The organism is Niallia sp. FSL W8-0954, from assembly GCF_038005605.1.
Classification (GTDB): Bacteria; Bacillota; Bacilli; order Bacillales; family Cytobacillaceae; genus Niallia; species Niallia circulans_A.
In genome coordinates this window covers 1,518,036-1,533,913 of record NZ_JBBOTN010000001.1, presented here as the reverse complement: position 1 = coordinate 1,533,913, position 15,878 = coordinate 1,518,036, and the positions used below count along the sequence as shown (strand labels likewise).

At 34.7% G+C, this 15,878-nt stretch carries 15 protein-coding genes and 3 pseudogenes; 7 read left to right on the top strand and 11 right to left on the bottom strand.

What is annotated here, in order from left to right:
* The first annotated feature begins 12 nt into the window (after nucleotides 1–12).
* On the top strand, nucleotides 13–555 hold the full coding sequence (locus NX902_RS07595) for an NAD(P)H-dependent oxidoreductase (RefSeq protein ID WP_163186122.1): 543 nt from the start codon (nucleotides 13–15) through the stop codon (nucleotides 553–555).
* Nucleotides 556–601: 46 nt separating this feature from the next.
* Here NX902_RS07595 and NX902_RS07590 read toward each other — a convergent pair whose 3' ends face one another.
* Complete coding sequence (locus tag NX902_RS07590; RefSeq protein WP_095332173.1) at nucleotides 602–1,903, bottom strand: globin-coupled sensor protein; 1,302 nt, start codon at nucleotides 1,901–1,903, stop codon at nucleotides 602–604.
* Nucleotides 1,904–2,117: 214 nt separating this feature from the next.
* On the opposite strand from NX902_RS07590, the gene NX902_RS07585 reads away from it, so the two are divergent.
* Nucleotides 2,118–3,017 (top strand): 3-hydroxyacyl-CoA dehydrogenase, encoded by a 900-nt coding sequence (locus tag NX902_RS07585; RefSeq protein WP_095332171.1) that lies wholly within the window; start codon nucleotides 2,118–2,120, stop codon nucleotides 3,015–3,017.
* 37 nt (nucleotides 3,018–3,054) lie between these two features.
* On the opposite strand, the gene NX902_RS07580 is transcribed toward NX902_RS07585, so the two are convergent.
* On the bottom strand, nucleotides 3,055–3,522 hold the full coding sequence (locus NX902_RS07580; protein WP_095332169.1) for a hypothetical protein: 468 nt from the start codon (nucleotides 3,520–3,522) through the stop codon (nucleotides 3,055–3,057).
* Nucleotides 3,523–3,524: 2 nt separating this feature from the next.
* Nucleotides 3,525–4,314 (bottom strand): annotated as a pseudogene (locus tag NX902_RS07575) (hypothetical protein).
* 203 nt (nucleotides 4,315–4,517) lie between these two features.
* On the opposite strand from NX902_RS07575, the pseudogene NX902_RS07570 reads away from it, so the two are divergent.
* Nucleotides 4,518–5,219 (top strand): annotated as a pseudogene (locus tag NX902_RS07570) (HAD family hydrolase); the annotation flags it as partial.
* A gap of 608 nt (nucleotides 5,220–5,827) precedes the next feature.
* Here NX902_RS07570 and NX902_RS07565 read toward each other — a convergent pair.
* From NX902_RS07565 to NX902_RS07555, 3 genes are read right to left on the bottom strand one after another with little or no spacing between them, the layout of a single operon-like run.
* Nucleotides 5,828–6,730 (bottom strand): ABC transporter ATP-binding protein, encoded by a 903-nt coding sequence (locus NX902_RS07565; RefSeq protein ID WP_172860123.1) that lies wholly within the window; start codon nucleotides 6,728–6,730, stop codon nucleotides 5,828–5,830.
* On the bottom strand, nucleotides 6,730–7,419 hold the full coding sequence (locus NX902_RS07560) for an ABC transporter permease (protein ID WP_123257305.1): 690 nt from the start codon (nucleotides 7,417–7,419) through the stop codon (nucleotides 6,730–6,732). Before NX902_RS07560 ends, NX902_RS07565 begins: the two co-directional genes overlap by 1 nt.
* A 55-nt stretch (nucleotides 7,420–7,474) precedes the next feature.
* Nucleotides 7,475–7,645 carry a hypothetical protein gene (locus NX902_RS07555; protein WP_164463596.1) on the bottom strand — a complete coding sequence of 57 codons (171 nt, stop codon included), beginning with the start codon at nucleotides 7,643–7,645 and terminating at the stop codon, nucleotides 7,475–7,477.
* Nucleotides 7,646–7,794: 149 nt separating this feature from the next.
* Here NX902_RS07555 and NX902_RS07550 point away from each other — a divergent pair, with 149 nt between their 5' ends.
* On the top strand, nucleotides 7,795–8,496 hold the full coding sequence (locus NX902_RS07550; RefSeq protein ID WP_095332161.1) for a response regulator transcription factor: 702 nt from the start codon (nucleotides 7,795–7,797) through the stop codon (nucleotides 8,494–8,496).
* Between the two features lies 1 nt (nucleotide 8,497).
* Nucleotides 8,498–10,219 (top strand): sensor histidine kinase, encoded by a 1,722-nt coding sequence (locus NX902_RS07545; protein ID WP_341160676.1) that lies wholly within the window; start codon nucleotides 8,498–8,500, stop codon nucleotides 10,217–10,219.
* Between the two features lie 352 nt (nucleotides 10,220–10,571).
* Here the strand turns inward: NX902_RS07545 and NX902_RS07540 are convergent, their stop codons facing one another.
* From NX902_RS07540 to NX902_RS07530, 3 genes and pseudogenes are all read right to left on the bottom strand, one after another.
* A complete protein-coding gene (locus NX902_RS07540; protein ID WP_095332157.1) occupies nucleotides 10,572–10,985 on the bottom strand; it encodes a DUF6678 family protein in 414 nt (137 codons plus the stop codon).
* Between the two features lie 17 nt (nucleotides 10,986–11,002).
* Nucleotides 11,003–11,516, bottom strand: a pseudogene (locus NX902_RS07535) (IS1595 family transposase); the annotation flags it as partial.
* Nucleotides 11,517–11,710: 194 nt separating this feature from the next.
* Entirely contained in the window at nucleotides 11,711–11,917 is a 207-nt protein-coding gene (locus NX902_RS07530) for a hypothetical protein (RefSeq protein WP_123257303.1), read from the bottom strand.
* Nucleotides 11,918–12,094: 177 nt separating this feature from the next.
* Between NX902_RS07530 and NX902_RS07525 the strand changes: the two genes are divergently transcribed.
* Nucleotides 12,095–12,769 carry a response regulator transcription factor gene (locus NX902_RS07525; RefSeq protein ID WP_095332153.1) on the top strand — a complete coding sequence of 225 codons (675 nt, stop codon included), beginning with the start codon at nucleotides 12,095–12,097 and terminating at the stop codon, nucleotides 12,767–12,769.
* A complete protein-coding gene (locus NX902_RS07520) occupies nucleotides 12,766–13,797 on the top strand; it encodes a HAMP domain-containing sensor histidine kinase (protein WP_095332151.1) in 1,032 nt (343 codons plus the stop codon). Before NX902_RS07525 ends, NX902_RS07520 begins: the two co-directional genes overlap by 4 nt.
* Nucleotides 13,798–13,847: 50 nt before the next feature.
* Here NX902_RS07520 and NX902_RS07515 read toward each other — a convergent pair whose 3' ends face one another.
* Together NX902_RS07515 and NX902_RS07510 are read right to left on the bottom strand one after the other, a co-directional pair.
* Complete coding sequence (locus NX902_RS07515; RefSeq protein ID WP_171509466.1) at nucleotides 13,848–14,399, bottom strand: SF0329 family protein; 552 nt, start codon at nucleotides 14,397–14,399, stop codon at nucleotides 13,848–13,850.
* Between the two features lie 121 nt (nucleotides 14,400–14,520).
* Nucleotides 14,521–15,624 (bottom strand): 5-methyltetrahydropteroyltriglutamate--homocysteine S-methyltransferase, encoded by a 1,104-nt coding sequence (locus NX902_RS07510; RefSeq protein ID WP_123257301.1) that lies wholly within the window; start codon nucleotides 15,622–15,624, stop codon nucleotides 14,521–14,523.
* Nucleotides 15,625–15,878 lie beyond the last annotated feature (254 nt).

Sequence of the window (15,878 nt, the reverse complement as noted above, 5' to 3'; positions counted from 1 at the left end):
GGGTGTAAATCCATGAAAAAAATTGCTGTTATTGATGGAGGAACTCGTCCCAATGGGAATACAGCTCTCCTGACTGAGAAAGTAATCGAAGGTATTCCGGTAGATACTATTCTGCTTAGAGAGTATACTATCCTTCCTATAATGGACATGCGCCACACTTTAGAAGGATTTCAAGAAAGAGAGGATGACTACAATTCAATAGTAGATCGCATACTTCCTCATGATATATTAATCTTCTCTACTCCTATATATTGGTACAGCATGTCTGGTTTAATGAAAAATTTTATTGATCGCTGGTCTCACTCACTCAGAGATTCAAGCTCTCCTGATTTCAAAGCGAAGATGGCGAGAAAAAAAGCTTATGTTCTGTCTGTTGGTGGAGATAATCCCACTATAAAAGGGATACCAATGATCCAGCAATTTCAACATATTTTTGATTTTATGGGGATTGAGTTTGGAGGGTATATTTTAGGAAATGGCAATAAACCTGGCGATATTTTGAAGGATAAAAATGCCATTTTTGCGGCTGCTCAGTTAAAAAAGGAATTATTATAAGAACGAAAGCATCTTTGCTTGCTTTCGTTCTTTCTTTATGTCAAGGTCAAAATCCTGCCACAGTTTCATTCAGTTCCTCTGTAGATACTGCCATTTTCGCTACCGCTTGATTAATCTCCTCTAGTAATTGAATAAGCAATTGTAAATCATTTTCTGTACTTTTGATCATTTTATTATTATCTCTGCTGCTTCCTAAAATGTTATCAAAAACATCTGTTGTCAATTTAATCTCGTGGTTACCTGTATCAACTACTTTGTTAATGGTACTAATTTGCTCAATCACATTAGCGATATGTGCAATAGTACCTTGGACTAGTTCTGTAATACTGGAAGAAGAGTCCTTTGTTTGTTCTGCTAATTTTCTTACTTCATCAGCGACAACCGCAAATCCTTTTCCATGCTCTCCTGCTCGTGCTGCTTCAATCGCTGCATTTAGTGCAAGTAAGTTCGTTTGATCGGCAATCCCTGTAATAACATTGACAATTCCACCGATTTTCTTTGAGTTATCTTCTAACTCATCAATCGTTTTCATTATTCGTTGAATATCTTCCTTCAGCTCTTGCATATTTTTAATTACTTTATCTAGTTGAAGCTTTCCATTTTCTGATCGTTCTTCCATTTCGATAGAACTAGCTAAACTTTTTTTAGCACTTGTAGCAATATGACCAGATTGTTCTACAATTTGCTCAACAGAAGCGCCCGTTTCTTCTGTCATAGCAGCCAAGTTTTCCACAAATCCTCCGACAAAATTCTTAATATCTATTTTCGCTTCTTGTTCTTTTTTAGCAATCATATTTTTTTGGGCATTATGCATGGAATCGATAACTAGTTGATTTTCTAGGTTGAATATTTTGGAAATGGCCATAAATAAAATAGTAGCTTCTTTTTCATTTAACTGTAGTTCTTGGTTGACCTTTATCATAATTTCTGTCATTAACAAGTGATAGACAGAAAGAAACCAGCGAATTTCCACACCTATTTTCACATACATTTGCGCTAACATTGCTCTTCTTTGCACGTATTCCCGATCAATTTTCCCATTAAAAAAAGATAAGAAATATTTCATGCTGTCTTCTGTTGAGATTCCAATCCTGGAAGTATCAATAATTTTAGACATACCTTCATGTGAAAAATGAAATGATTCTGTTCTAATAGCTGGTAGATGCTTTGCCACGATTGGTTGAATGCTTTTTAATAACGCTAAATCCTCTCTTTCTAAACCAATAACATTTAGCTGCATCTCATAATCTGAACCTTTTTCAATATCTATTGATACTTTATTTATTTCTTGGTCAATGAGTTGCTGAATTTTATTTTCTTTCTCTTTGACACCTTTTTTAAAAAGCATGGATTTTCCTCCTACTAAGTCCTTTTCCTTTATATCGGAAAAGAAAATGGATTTTACAGTAAAAAAGAGGGAATTATAAGAAATAAATGGGAAATAAATAATATATTTGTACCATACTCAAGTTGACAAGATTTTAATAATTGCGTAGATTTAAAAGAAGAATTGAAAGAAGTGGTACATATGGGCAAATTAGTTGAAAAAAGGAGCATACAACATGGATATTAAACAGATCACCGTTGCAGGCAGTGGCGTATTAGGAAGTCAAATTGCTTTTCAAGCGGCATATAAAGGATTTCAAGTTGCTGTTTATGATATTAATGATGAAGTACTAGAAAAGTCTAAAAATAGAATGAAACAATTAGAGGCATTTTATCAAAGAGATTTAGATGCAACACCAGAAGAGCTACAAGAAGTATATAACCGCCTATTCTACTCTACCAATTTAGGAAAAGCAACAGAGAAAGCAGATTTAGTCATTGAAGCAATACCAGAAGTAGTCCAAATTAAACGAGACTTTTATCAGGAATTAGCAAAAGTAGCACCGAAGCATACTATTTTTGCAACGAACTCTTCTACCCTTCTGCCAAGCCAATTTGCTGAAGCAACTGGTCGTCCAGAAAAATTTCTAGCACTTCACTTCGCTAATGAAATTTGGAAGAACAACACAGCAGAAATTATGAAGCATCAAACAACCGAGGAACAAGTATTTCAGACAGTGATTGCTTTTGCTAAAAGTATCGGAATGGTGGCTTTACCGATTCAAAAGGAACAACCAGGTTACGTATTAAACTCTTTATTGGTTCCTCTATTAGAATCAGCAGAAATGTTACTTGTGAACGAAGTCGCAGAAATTGAAACGATCGATAAAGCATGGATGATTGGTACAGGAGCGCCGCTTGGACCATTTGCAATGCTAGATGTAATTGGTATTACTACTGCTTACAATATCGTAAAGGGCAAAGCGGAAGCTACTGGTAACCCTGCTTATATAAAGCTTTCACACTTATTAAAAACAAACTATATTGATCAAGGTAAATTAGGCAGAAGTACAGGAGAAGGATTCTACAAATACCCGAACCCTAGCTTCATTCAGCCAGATTTCTTAAAAAATTAACATTAAAAACAGTAGAGGAGAATAGATAGATTCTCCTCTACTGTTTTGCTTTTACCTTCGCTACCCCTAAAGCATAATGGCTAAATAATACATTCTCTATCATCTCCCCTTGCGACTCTTCGCAATCAACAATAACAATTATTTCAGATTGGAATCCCTTCAGTAATCTTCTCTTCTTTTTTACTATAATTTCTGTAAAAAGACGAATAACAAATCCTAGTAAAAAGCCAGCTGCCGCACCAATTAGTCCCCAGTATATCGGCCCCCATGCAAGCTTAAATCCTATACTTGCAAACACAACAGATAATGCCGTTGCTAATGCAACACCTATATCAATAAGAGAAGTTCCGTCTGATCGATGCAAGTCATCAAAAATCTTTCGTTGCTCGGTTCTATTATCAAGTGGAACAACAAATATATTTTCTTTTTTTATCCCCTTTTTTTCTAATGTGCTGAGTGCCATTTCTATAAAAACTGAGTGTTCAAATGTCGAAAATAATTGCATCTTTAATTCACCTTTTGCCCTTTTAATACTTGAAAAGACGAAGATTGATATTTCTCCCTAAAATAGAAACGTTGTTCTTTATCATATAGCTTATTGTTTTCTACCGTATTTATATAAGAATCAAATATTGCAAACCCATAAATAGATGGAAAAAACAATAGCCACTCTGGATTAATCACATCCGTCGCTTGTTTAATCTCTCCCAAAAACAATAAGGACAAAGCTTCTAGTCCATGAGATAAATAAAAAAAACACAACGCCCCAAATGATAACAAAGAATGCAGTTATTACTCTATGAATGTATAATTGCCCTAAACCAGGCATAAATAGGGACCAGATGATAGCCATGAGAGGATTTCTTTTATCAAGATAATTGATTTCCATGATACCGATACTAAATGAATTAAAGCGGTGCTCCTCTCTTTCTGCCAACACAAAGATTTTATTCAAATCTACCGTCGTTCGATAACTATCCCAAATAGCGAATATATAAACTGGGATATAAATGAGTAACCACCTTGTATCTAAGATTTCTTTAGCCTTTTCAATCTCTCCCTGAAAGGAATAAATCATCGACAAATTTAAATTGCTGTTTACATTTACTACTACTTCCCAAATAAATAAAACGAATCCTCGCAGATATTTGGATAATAAAAGATGACCAAATCCAGGGAAAGCTGCACTCCACCATGCAATGATATAAGGATTTCGCAGGTGAATTTGTGTAGTACCAAGCGTACTTACATGTGCTCTATATCTTCTTGCTGTATTGTCATTATTATAGTTGTCCATACTCACCTACACCTTTTCCATCTATGGATAATAAAAGAGAAATCATTACTAAAAGTTATTTTTAACAAAATCATGTAATTCCATCCATTTGCCGATTTTTTTAGTAGAATAGAACTAGAAGAAAAATAAACAGATTAGAATTGATAAGAATCTTTGGTTTATTAGGTTTATGTTAAACTGTACATAAATACATAAAGTTTCAAAAGGGGGAAAGGGAGTTGTCTCAAGCAATAATATTTGATATGGATGGTACACTCTTTCAAACAGACAAAATTTTAGAAATATCTTTAGATGATACTTTTCATTACTTGCGCTCGATTCATCAATGGGATGGAGAAACACCTATTGATAAATACCGCGAAATTATGGGTGTTCCATTGCCGATTGTGTGGGAAACATTACTGCCTAATCATTCCCTTAGCTTAAGAGAAAAAATAGATGCTTATTTTCTCGAACGATTAGTGACAAATATAAAAAAAGGCAAAGGGGCCTTATATCCAAATGTCAAAGAAGTTTTCTCCTATTTAAAGGAAAATGATATTTCTATTTATATCGCTAGTAATGGTTTAACAGCATACTTGCAAGCGATCGTTGAATATTATCAATTGGATAAATGGGTGACAGAAACATGCAGTATTCAGGACATTGAATCATTGAATAAGTCTGACCTCGTTTGTAGGATTATTAAGAAGCATGGAATTACTCAAGCAGCTGTTGTGGGAGACCGCTTATCTGATATAAAAGCTGCAAAAGAAAATGACCTTCTATCTGTCGGTTGTAATTTTGATTTTGCTAAAGATGACGAAATGAAGCAAGCAGATATGGTTATTGATGATCTTATCGAATTAACTTCCATCCTAGCAGCATCACCTGCATTTCAAATAAAAAATAATACGATTAAATAATAGCTCACTTATACCAAAGACCAAACATAGCCTCGGGAAAAAAGGGAATATGCAGGCATAACATTTGCTTAATTCTATATATTTCCACGATCATTACATTAATATGAACCCAGTTTTGTTTGCTATTTTGATTGTCGTGAACTTAAATTTTGTGGTGTAAAACTTAAATCAGCTAAAATGACTGATATGTGTAAGTCCTATAGAAATAGCCGATCTCTCTTTCCGGTCTATTTCTTGGACTGCTTATTTTTATCCATTTCATCCTCATTATTAATATGACCTGTTATAACGTCTATTAAATCATCCGAAAATTCACTGATTTTACTCAGTTTCCTATATTCCTTATTTTTATTTTTAGAATTTGGTTTATAATATTTAATAATCCCTCCAAAAAAAGCACCTATAAAAACAATCTAACTCCAATATGGCATGGATTCTAACCCTCTTGGCAGCAAATAAAACCAATTTATTCCCATTACTAAATAACTTATCAGAATTAACGTAGTTCCAATTATATTTCTGATCATACTTTAATATCTACCTCCATTTTTTATCCTTATGCCTCCTTCATTAAGTGTCTAAATGTCTAAGACCCCTAATTTAAGGGGTCAGTCCAAAAATATCTCTTCTAAAGTTGGTTCCTCAACATTGACTCGGTAAACATTTGTATTACATGCCGTTAGGGCTCTTGTGATTTCAGAAATTCTATTTTCTTCCTCAACTGTGATAGTAAGTGATTCCTCTTTTGTGTGAATTTCCGTACCTTTATCTTTAATCCATTGGTGAAACTTTGATAATTCTGAAACAGGTATTGGACTATGTTTAATATTTACGATAATGTTGGAACGATAAAATGCTCTGAGTTCATTCATTGTTCCGATTTTTACAATCCTACCTTCTTTCATGATAGCAATTCTGGTACATAATTTCTCGACCTCATCCAAATTATGAGAAGTTAAAAAGATCGTCTTGCCTTCTCCATGCAGTCTTTTTATCAGCTGTTGAATTTGAATTGCTGATTCTGCATCCATCCCTGATGTTGGTTCATCCAAAAATAAGAGCTCTGGATCATGGATAATGGCTTGAGCGACACCAAGTTTCTTTTTCATTCCAAACGAGAACTTTCCTAATTTTTTATTAGCATGATCAGCTAATCCGACTGCTTCTAATACTTCAAGACACTCACTTTTTTGTGCAGTTTCACCAGATAGTGCAGAGAAGAACCGCAAATGCTCCAGTGCTGTAGTGGATTCGTAGAAACTTGAATAATCAGGCAGCACACCAATTTTTCTTTTAACCTCTATGTGATCTATATTTCCTCCTAACAAAGAAAATGAACCTGAAGTAGGTTTCGCAATCCCTGTCAGCATATTGATAAAAGTTGATTTTCCTGCGCCATTTCTACCCAAAAATCCAAATAATTCCCCTTCTTCCATTGTTAAATCAATTCCGTTAACTACTGTTACTCCGTTATACTTCTTTGTCATCTTTACTGCTTTAATAGCTGACATCAGCATTCCCTCCTCTTGAATAATAAATTAGTAAGATAAATTAAGATAGCTGCAACTACAAGAAGAACTAAGAAGCTATATTCATTTAAGTCCAGATAATAAAAAGGTGATACATATTTTAGCCAACTAATTGCTGGATTAGAAGTAAGCACAAACCAACCTCCTAATATTGGTAACAATATCCCTCCAAGAATTCCAAGGAACATTGTTGCTCCTGGCTTATTGATGAGAACGGACATTAAGAGAATGAATGATATCTGCAATGTAAGTAGGCTCATCGTCTGAGCAAAAACTAGAAAATCTATTTTTTCTGTTGTTAGAGCAATTATTAAGAATGACAGAAACAGACAAACAAACCAAAACATCCAAATACCCAAAAACTTACCAACTATAATAGAAAATCTAGTTGTTTTAGTTACTAAAAACCGCATGGTTCTTTCACGGATTTCTTTATTTATACTGTCATGAGATAGACTCGCCACAAATAAATGTCCAAAAAACATAACTAAAAACAATAATCCAACTAAATGAGCTTCACCTGCCTCTTGCGCTGTCAGTTCCATTGCCTCAGCTATACCATCAGCAAACTTAGCTGAATAATAGGATGTGACTAAAAATACTAAAATTAATAAAATTGATTTAAACCCTTTAAATAATTGGAGAAATTCTCTTTTCCCTATAGTAAGCATAATATTAAACTCTCTCTTTCATCCTAAATTTTATCCTGATTCTCTTAAAGGCTGCTTAATCACTAACTTTTTTCTCTCGAAAATGGAAGAGAATTTGACCAATTAATCCAATCATCAGGATTATTGCTAAGCTAGAATAATTCTGAGCTGCAAACTCATTTCCAATATGTCTTGAAAGCATAATTACGGCCGCTACGGTTGCTATAGCACTAAATACTTTTTTCATTTTACACCTCATTTCCTTAATCTATAAGAATTATACCTATCGTACCTTAACCCTTTAAAATCAGAACCTTAATTCTTCCTTAATTTCTAATAATGAGGATAAAAAATGATATGATATCTTTATATTTGGACATTAGGGAGACGAATTATATGAAAAAGATAAGATTGTTAATAGTGGATGATGAACAGGCTATCCACCAGATGTTAAAGATTATTTTGCAGAAGGAAGGATTTGAGCGAATTGATACTGCCGAAACAGCGGAGGAAGCATTACAACTATGTGCAGTTAACGATTACGGCTTAATTTTTCTAGATGTCATGCTTCCAGATCGAAGTGGTTTTGATATTTGTCCTTTCATTAGAGAAAAGACAAATGCCACCATCTTCTTCTTAACAGCGCGGTCCACTGACCTTGATAAACTTTCAGGGTTTGCATTAGGTGCTGATGATTATATCACCAAACCCTTTAATCCATTGGAAGTAGTAGCGAGAGTGAAAGCTCATCTGAGAAGATATACAGCTAATACAGTAAAGGAATCAACTACATATCAATATGGTGACTTATTTGTAAATAGTTCATCTGGAGAAGTCATGGTAAGAGGAGTTAAAGTTTCCATGCCTGCACAGGTGTATCAGTTACTACTATATTTCTGCAAGCATCCTAATCAACTTTTCAGTAAAGCTCAACTTTATGAAAATGTGTGGGGCGAGAATTTTCTTGGAGAGGATAACACGATTATGGTTCATATACGCAAACTTAGAGAAAAAATTGAAGTAGATCCCAGCCAGCCGCAGTATATCGTGACAGTGAGAGGGCTCGGCTATAAATTATCTGTAGAAGGTTACAAATAAAATGAATATGACCAAACGATTCATCCTGCAATTCTTTTTTCAGCTTTTGTTTGTTTTTTTTCTCGTATCCATTATTTTTTTATTATTTTGGGCAATTATTGGTTTCACTGTCATGAAAAACGAACTATACTCTGACTTGACTCAGGCTGACTCATCTAATATGGAAGACTGGATATCAGTTAAAAATAGTCATATTTCTATATCCAATGATTTAAAGGATTTAGTCAGGAAACAGAATGGTTGGCTTGCTATCTTGGCGGAGGACGGAAATCCCATAAAAACATATAATCTGCCAAAGGGTACCTCATTCTCAAAAATCGACTTTGCCCTGCTACTTTCGGAAAGTGAAGATGATTCATACCATTACTATATGTGGTCAATTCAACAAGATACTGCTGAGCCCCTCATTGTCCTTTATGGAAAAGAAGTTGGCAGCAAGTCCATTTTAAATACTATTAAAGTTGCAGTAAACTGGCAGAAAAACCAACTAAATATTACCGATACTCAAGGAAAAACAATTACCAATAAACATGGTTGGGTTCAGCTGGTTAGTAAAGATGGTGTAGTTCAGGACAGTTATGAAGCAGACAATCAAAAGGATAGGTACTCTTTCCAAGAACTATTTCAGCTTACTAAGAACGAACAAAAGGATGTATCCACCTACTATAATAGAGAGACAGGTCAGGTTCTTCTAACAGGTACAGACCAAACAAACAGCTTGCAATCCGATACAGAAATAATGCAAGATACTGGGAACAAAATTCTTTTCCTATTTTTGCTTGCTCTTTTATTGTTAATTATGCTTAATATTTGGTTTGGTTATAAATTCGGTGCTCCACTTGTTACCATCATGAAATGGATTGGAGATTTGGGGAAGGAAAATTATGAAGAAGGGCATAACAAGCACTCTATGATGCTTACGAAAAAAGGAAAGCTACAACGGAAATATAAAATATATAAGGAATTGATTACCACACTTATCCAATTGACAACATCGCTGGAACAAAATAAACAATTAAGAAGAAAGGCTAACAAAGCTCGAGATGAGTGGATTAGCGGACTATCCCATGATTTAAAAACGCCGCTTGCCTCTATAGGAGGATATGCTGAGATGCTACAATCAGATCAATATTCATGGACTGAAGAAGAAGTTCGGACTTTTTCTAGCACAATCAAGGAAAAGGCGCACTACATGAAACAGCTTCTGGAAGATTTGACCTTAACGTATCAGCTTAGAAGTGAGGGCTTTCCTATCGCCAAGGAAAAAGTGGAAATAAATGAACAAATCAGACGAACTGTCATCCACTATGTGAACGGGCCTGCAGGACCGCAATATGAATTTGTATTTCAGCCTTCCCCTAAGGAACTGATTGCAGCAGTAGATCCAAAGTGGTTCCAACGCATTATGGAAAACTTAATTGAAAATGCAATTAAGTATAATCCACCAAAAACGACTGTCACAATAACGATCGGAAAGCTTGACCATCATTTGCTGGTAATTACGATTAAAGATAATGGTGTGGGCATGGATAATGAAACACTAAACAGATTGTTCGAACGCTATTACAGAGGAACAAATACAAGCAGCTCAATGAACGGAACAGGACTCGGTATGACGATAACAAAAAAGCTAATTGAACTCCATGGCGGTTCCATTAAAGTAAGAACTGAGCTTGAGAAGGGAACAACCATCAGAATACTCCTTCCGTTACTTGATGATTAAATTTATCTTTATTGTAAAAAAAAGATAAATTCTCAAGAATTTTCCCAGCATGTATAATGTCTCATGAACTGGTGAGTCTAATAGTTTCTGCTCCTGGTTTTGGGAGCAGAGCTTGAAGTTTAAACAAGCTATAAACAGTAATAGCAAAAAGGCAACTACTATAACATGGGCCATTCTCTTATATTCTTTTAACTGTATTTGATCGATAAAAAAACAATTGCATCCGATTGATTATGCTTTACTCGCTAGTTTTATTTATTAAAAACAAAGGCTCTGTTAAATTTTAATGTACAAATATGGATAGTAAGTAGGGGAACCTTTTTTTGGATCCCCGCTCTTTTTCATTTAGGGCTTAACAATTGAATGTTTCTGTACTTTTAACATAACCATAAATACAAATTATGCTATCTTCTTTAACAAACGGAATATTTAGCTTTTGTAATAATTCTATGAATTCATCAGTTATATCAAATCTTTCAGGTTCAATAAGTCTACCTCTACTTTTTACATACCTTGGTCTGATTCGCAACCATTCTATGGAATAGAACGGACGCAGCCCCTGTTCCCAATCACCCCAATACCATACATCTTCTATAAAAGTTTCTGGGTAAGGAGCATCTTCTAATACATACTTAACTTGATAAGGTGGGGTGAACGGCAATGTATCAATTACAAATTTCTGCAACTGCTCCCATTTCGTGTTGTTCATAACTGAAGCTAATTGTTTTTTATTTACAACTGCAACAACCTTTTGCTTTTCGTCCATATTCTCCCTCCTAAAATCTAAGCTTTAAACTTTGATAGGCGTAAACTATCATAAGTGTCGGTCATCTCAAATACAAATGATGTTAACAGAAATTCTTTAATATTGTGTTTTATGCTTTCTTACTACGGTTATCTACAAACAAAAACCACGCGAGATAGTTGTCGAGATACTTTGTATCTACACATTTAAAACGGTCTATCCATCGTTTGATTTAATTCGATAATGTTTTAATCCTTTTTCCTTTCCATAGGTTTTATAGGCTCTCCAAGCATCTTGTAACGAGTAGATTATCAGTTGTCAGTTTAGAGCCAATATACTCTCCACTATCATTTTAACGACATTCCCCATACAAGCTACTTTTGAGACAGTTGCTTTGATACGGTCTCTTGCAATAAGAACACAAACTTGTTCGTGGCTTATGCCTCAAAGGTTGGATTTCCCGCCACGTTTACGAGGTTTGCGTTCCGAAATCCTACGTTGACCTTTTTGAGAGTACTGGAAATGGTTCTCGTTAACTTCAACGATACCTTCAATATTAAGCTCCAACTCCTCCGCTTATTTTATCATAATTATCTAAAGTGATTTTAAAAGTTCTATGCAAGAATATGACATGTTTACGAATCAGAAATATCTTGCCTATCTACACAGGAATTTAATCAAACTTTTTTATAAATGAGCAGACCTTATTAAAAGACGACATTTATGTATCTTTCCGGCTATCTGCTTCAATTTTTAATAATCTCGGCAATATTCATAAATTTGCTAGTACGAAATCCCCATAAATCGACATTTCCAATAAATTTGTAGTTCTGCTCTATTAATAAGGTTTCTAAGCTCTCTTTTCGCTCTTTAACTGGAAGTTTATATTCATCTATCAAATGTGCTTCTTCTCCTACTATTTCATAATAACTAAATAAAATGGTGTAACCCATTAAAACGATCTCCTCTCTACTACCTATCCAAATGTCTACTTAATGATTATCCGGTTTCTTCTTTATGTTTCTTAGTATACCGTGGTAAAGTAAACTGAATATAAACTTCTCTAAATTAATTTTCAGTTTACATTTTTATAATAAAATAGGTATAACTTAAATGAATGGAGGTATTAGATGTTTAAAATACTCGTGGTAGAAGATGATACAAATACTAGAAAATTAATGTGTGCTGTCTTAAAGCACCATGGATTTCAGACTTATGCAGCTAAAGATGGGATCGAAGCTCTTCAGATAATGGAAAAAGAGCATGTTGATTTAGCTGTACTCGATTTAATGATGCCCAAAATGAACGGGTACGAATTAACACAGCATTTGCGGCAGACGTGGGAGAACCTCCCTATTTTAATGGTTACCGCCAAGCAGGAGGCAGCAGATAAACGAAAAGGATTTCTTGTTGGTACGGATGATTATATGACCAAACCAGTAGATGAAGAAGAAATGATTTTACGTATTAAGGCTCTGCTGCGGAGAGCGAAGATTGTAAATGAGCATCGTTTAACAATCGGGAAAACTGTACTCGACTATGATGCCCTTACCGTTTCTCGTGAGAATCATGTTATTACCTTACCACCTAAAGAGTTTTTCTTATTGTTTAAACTATTATCATATCCAAATATGATTTTCACTCGAATTCAGCTTATGGATGAAATCTGGGGAATGGAATCTGAAACGGATGATCGTACACTCAATGTCCACATTAACCGATTAAGAGACAAGCTTCGTGATTTTCCAGAGTTTGAAATTTTAACAGTCAGAGGACTTGGTTATAAGGCAGTGAAAAAAGGATGAGAGAATTTTTCACAAAACGTTTAAGCCTTGCCATTACACTAGTCATGTTTGTTTTTGGCGTCATGATGGCAACAGTCCTAGTTGTTGCTGTTATAACTTTTGCTTTACAGCATTTAGGGATTATTTCAGACAATAGTCAGCTTCCCGTATTCCCGCTCATTGCCTTTTTAGGTTTTTGCATTTTACTTGGGACTTCCCTAACAGCCTTTCTCAGTAAGAAAGCATTAAATCCTATTCGGACGGTAATTGATGCAACCCATAAAGTAGCCAGCGGGGATTTCTCTGTACAAGTTAACATAAAGGGAATAGGCGAATTAGAAGAATTATCTCATAGCTTTAATAAAATGACCCAAGAGCTTTCTGGAATTGAAACATTACGAAGTGATTTTGTTAATAATTTTTCTCATGAATTCAAAACACCTATTGTTTCATTACGCGGTTTCGCAAAATTACTAAAAGAAAATAACTTAACGGAAGAGGAAAGACAAGAATATCTTGATATAATCATTACCGAGTCTGAGCGCTTAGCTGCACTCTCTACAAATGTACTCATCCTATCAAAGTATGAAAATCTCGAGATTATTACCGAAAAAACTCCATTTCGATTAGATGAGCAAATTCGAAAAACGATTGTATTGATGGAACCAAAATGGTCCGCAAAAGATATAGTCATAGATGTCGAGCTTGATGAAGTTACTTATCACGGAAATGAAGATTTAACTCAGCAAATTTGGCTAAATCTTTTAGATAACGCTATTAAGTTTTCCGAAATAGGCGGAAACATAACAATACATCTCACTAAGTTCAAAGAAGAAGTTTGTTTTTCGATTCAAGATAATGGTCCTGGAATGGATGACCAAACAAAAAAACGTCTTTTTGATAAATTTTATCAAGGCGATACCTCTCATTCCCAATCGGGAAATGGTTTAGGATTAGCACTGGTAAAGAGAATCGTCGAACTATGTAACGGGAAAATTTATGTGGAGAGTGAAAAAGGAAAAGGGAGTATTTTTATGGTGAGGCTCTAAGCTTGTTTGAAGATGGCAAAAAGATAACCAATTAGACAGTAGCTAATCCGTTATCTTTTTGCCATTTTTTCTACCTGACATCGTATTTGATAAAATTTACTAATTAATGGATGATTCAGTGTCTTTCTATCTATATTACTTAATCTCCTTTTTCCAATCCTCCTATCAACCATAGCAAAAGCTCTAATAAATTCATTCTCAGAATGTAAAGCATGATCTATAGAAAGAGAGCAATAATCAAGAAAGGATTGATAGACATACCCACTATCCATTATATTTGCAGTTAAGAGACTTTGTTCTGCCTCTTCAGAAGCTCTTACCAATTCTTGTCGCTCCTCTGATTCATACATTTTCCACCAATCCGCCTCATACGGAATTGGCTTTAATCGTTGTTCAAACTTTATTTCTTCATATATTTTCTCATGTAAAAGCCAATAGTTAGTATCCGAAGCACTAACTATTACTTCTTTATCAAAAGTTATCCAAATCCTTCTTGGGCTATCATGGAATTTTCGATAAGCAGTAATATGAATTTGCATTCTATCTTTTAATTTTTCACTAATAAAACCTTCCATTTTGGTCTTTAACTTACTCCATTGCATCTGCTATTCCTCTCTTCTAAAACAAACTTCATAACCTTATTATATCTTTTTATAGAAGTTGCTAAAAAAAGAGGCACATTTAATATGAGTATGTGCCTCTTTTATCCTCCTATAACCTATCTTATCCCCAAATCTCTTTCGCTACATCTACAATATATTTTAATTTATTCCATTGTTCTTCTTCTGATAAGATGTTTCCGTGATGGGTTGAAGCAAATCCACATTGCGGGCTGATACAAAGCTGTTCAAGGGCAACGTATTTAGAAGCTTCTTCTACACGTGCTTTGATTGCTTCTTTATCTTCTAATTCACCAGTTTTTGATGTGAATACACCTAAAACTACTTGTGGACCTCCATTTGGTACAAATTCAAGTGGCCTGAATCCACCGGAACGCTCATCATCATACTCCAAGAAGAAACCATCTACTTTTTCTTTTGCAAAGAAGCTAGGAGCGATTTTATCATATGGACCTTCAAACGCCCAAGTAGATTGATAGTTTCCACGGCAAAGATGTGTTGTTACGATTAAATCTTCTGGCTTTCCTTCTAGAACACCATTCACCACACGTAAAGCTAGGTCAATTAATTCTTGTCTTTCTAACTCACTTTTTGCAAATGGCAGCTTTGGAGCACAAAGTCCTGCAATATATACATCATCAAATTGTAGATAACGGCAGCCTGCCTCATAGAATGCTTGAACAGCATCACGATAAGCTTGGATAATATCATTTGCATAATCTTCAATATCCGGATAGATTTCTTCATTACGGATACCCGCATTGAAAAATTGGTTTGGACTTGGAATGGTCATTTTTGCAACGGCACGATCGCCCACAATCTCATAGAATTCTTTAAAATCTTTTAAATGAGGATGATCAGGATTAAAAGATACTTTTCCTGTTACTCGCACATCGTAAGCTTCCGTTTCAACCCCATTAAATTTATAACCATGGTCTGGTACATAGCCTTCTACTCCTGTTAAATGCTCCATGAAATCAGTATGCCAAAATCTGCGGCGGAACTCTCCATCCGTAACGGCTTGAAGACCAACCTCAATCTGCTTGTCCACAATACGTTTAATTTCTTCTGTTTCTACTGCACGTAGTTCTTCTGCTGAAATAACTCCATCTGCAAACTTCTTTCTAGCATCATGAATAGATTGAGGACGCAGTAAACTTCCTACGTGATCTGCTCTAAATGGTGCTTTAATAATCGTTTTTGTCATTTGAATCCCTACCTCCGTAAAATTTCTTCTCTCTCTTTAATATTAGATTTTTCAGAAATATGTATATATTTTTATGTATAGAAAAATCTAACTTGTGGCTTTCACACCGCTAGAATCCATAACTTGTTTAAATGTAACATGAAAACAAGCTGATGGAAACACGAAAAATTTAAACTCTTGTGATTATTTAAACTTTTTTAAGTTATTCTACACTATTTCCAACAAGATTACTAGCCAATAAAAAGGAAAAAAAT

Excerpts from the sequence above, each read along its gene's own strand:
- NX902_RS07565 (WP_172860123.1), bottom strand. The coding sequence starts at position 6,730 with ATGTCAGCTATTAAAGCAGTAAAGATGACAAAGAAGTATAACGGAGTA.
- NX902_RS07560 (WP_123257305.1), bottom strand. The coding sequence starts at position 7,419 with ATGCTTACTATAGGGAAAAGAGAATTTCTCCAATTATTTAAAGGGTTT.
- NX902_RS07545 (WP_341160676.1), top strand. The coding sequence starts at position 8,498 with ATGAATATGACCAAACGATTCATCCTGCAATTCTTTTTTCAGCTTTTG.
- NX902_RS07555 (WP_164463596.1), bottom strand. The coding sequence starts at position 7,645 with ATGAAAAAAGTATTTAGTGCTATAGCAACCGTAGCGGCCGTAATTATG.
- NX902_RS07530 (WP_123257303.1), bottom strand. The coding sequence starts at position 11,917 with ATGGGTTACACCATTTTATTTAGTTATTATGAAATAGTAGGAGAAGAA.
- NX902_RS07590 (WP_095332173.1), bottom strand. The coding sequence starts at position 1,903 with ATGCTTTTTAAAAAAGGTGTCAAAGAGAAAGAAAATAAAATTCAGCAA.
- NX902_RS07520 (WP_095332151.1), top strand. The coding sequence starts at position 12,766 with ATGAGAGAATTTTTCACAAAACGTTTAAGCCTTGCCATTACACTAGTC.
- NX902_RS07595 (WP_163186122.1), top strand. The coding sequence starts at position 13 with ATGAAAAAAATTGCTGTTATTGATGGAGGAACTCGTCCCAATGGGAAT.
- NX902_RS07580 (WP_095332169.1), bottom strand. The coding sequence starts at position 3,522 with ATGCAATTATTTTCGACATTTGAACACTCAGTTTTTATAGAAATGGCA.
- NX902_RS07515 (WP_171509466.1), bottom strand. The coding sequence starts at position 14,399 with ATGCAATGGAGTAAGTTAAAGACCAAAATGGAAGGTTTTATTAGTGAA.
- NX902_RS07550 (WP_095332161.1), top strand. The coding sequence starts at position 7,795 with ATGAAAAAGATAAGATTGTTAATAGTGGATGATGAACAGGCTATCCAC.
- NX902_RS07510 (WP_123257301.1), bottom strand. The coding sequence starts at position 15,624 with ATGACAAAAACGATTATTAAAGCACCATTTAGAGCAGATCACGTAGGA.
- NX902_RS07540 (WP_095332157.1), bottom strand. The coding sequence starts at position 10,985 with ATGGACGAAAAGCAAAAGGTTGTTGCAGTTGTAAATAAAAAACAATTA.
- NX902_RS07525 (WP_095332153.1), top strand. The coding sequence starts at position 12,095 with ATGTTTAAAATACTCGTGGTAGAAGATGATACAAATACTAGAAAATTA.
- NX902_RS07585 (WP_095332171.1), top strand. The coding sequence starts at position 2,118 with ATGGATATTAAACAGATCACCGTTGCAGGCAGTGGCGTATTAGGAAGT.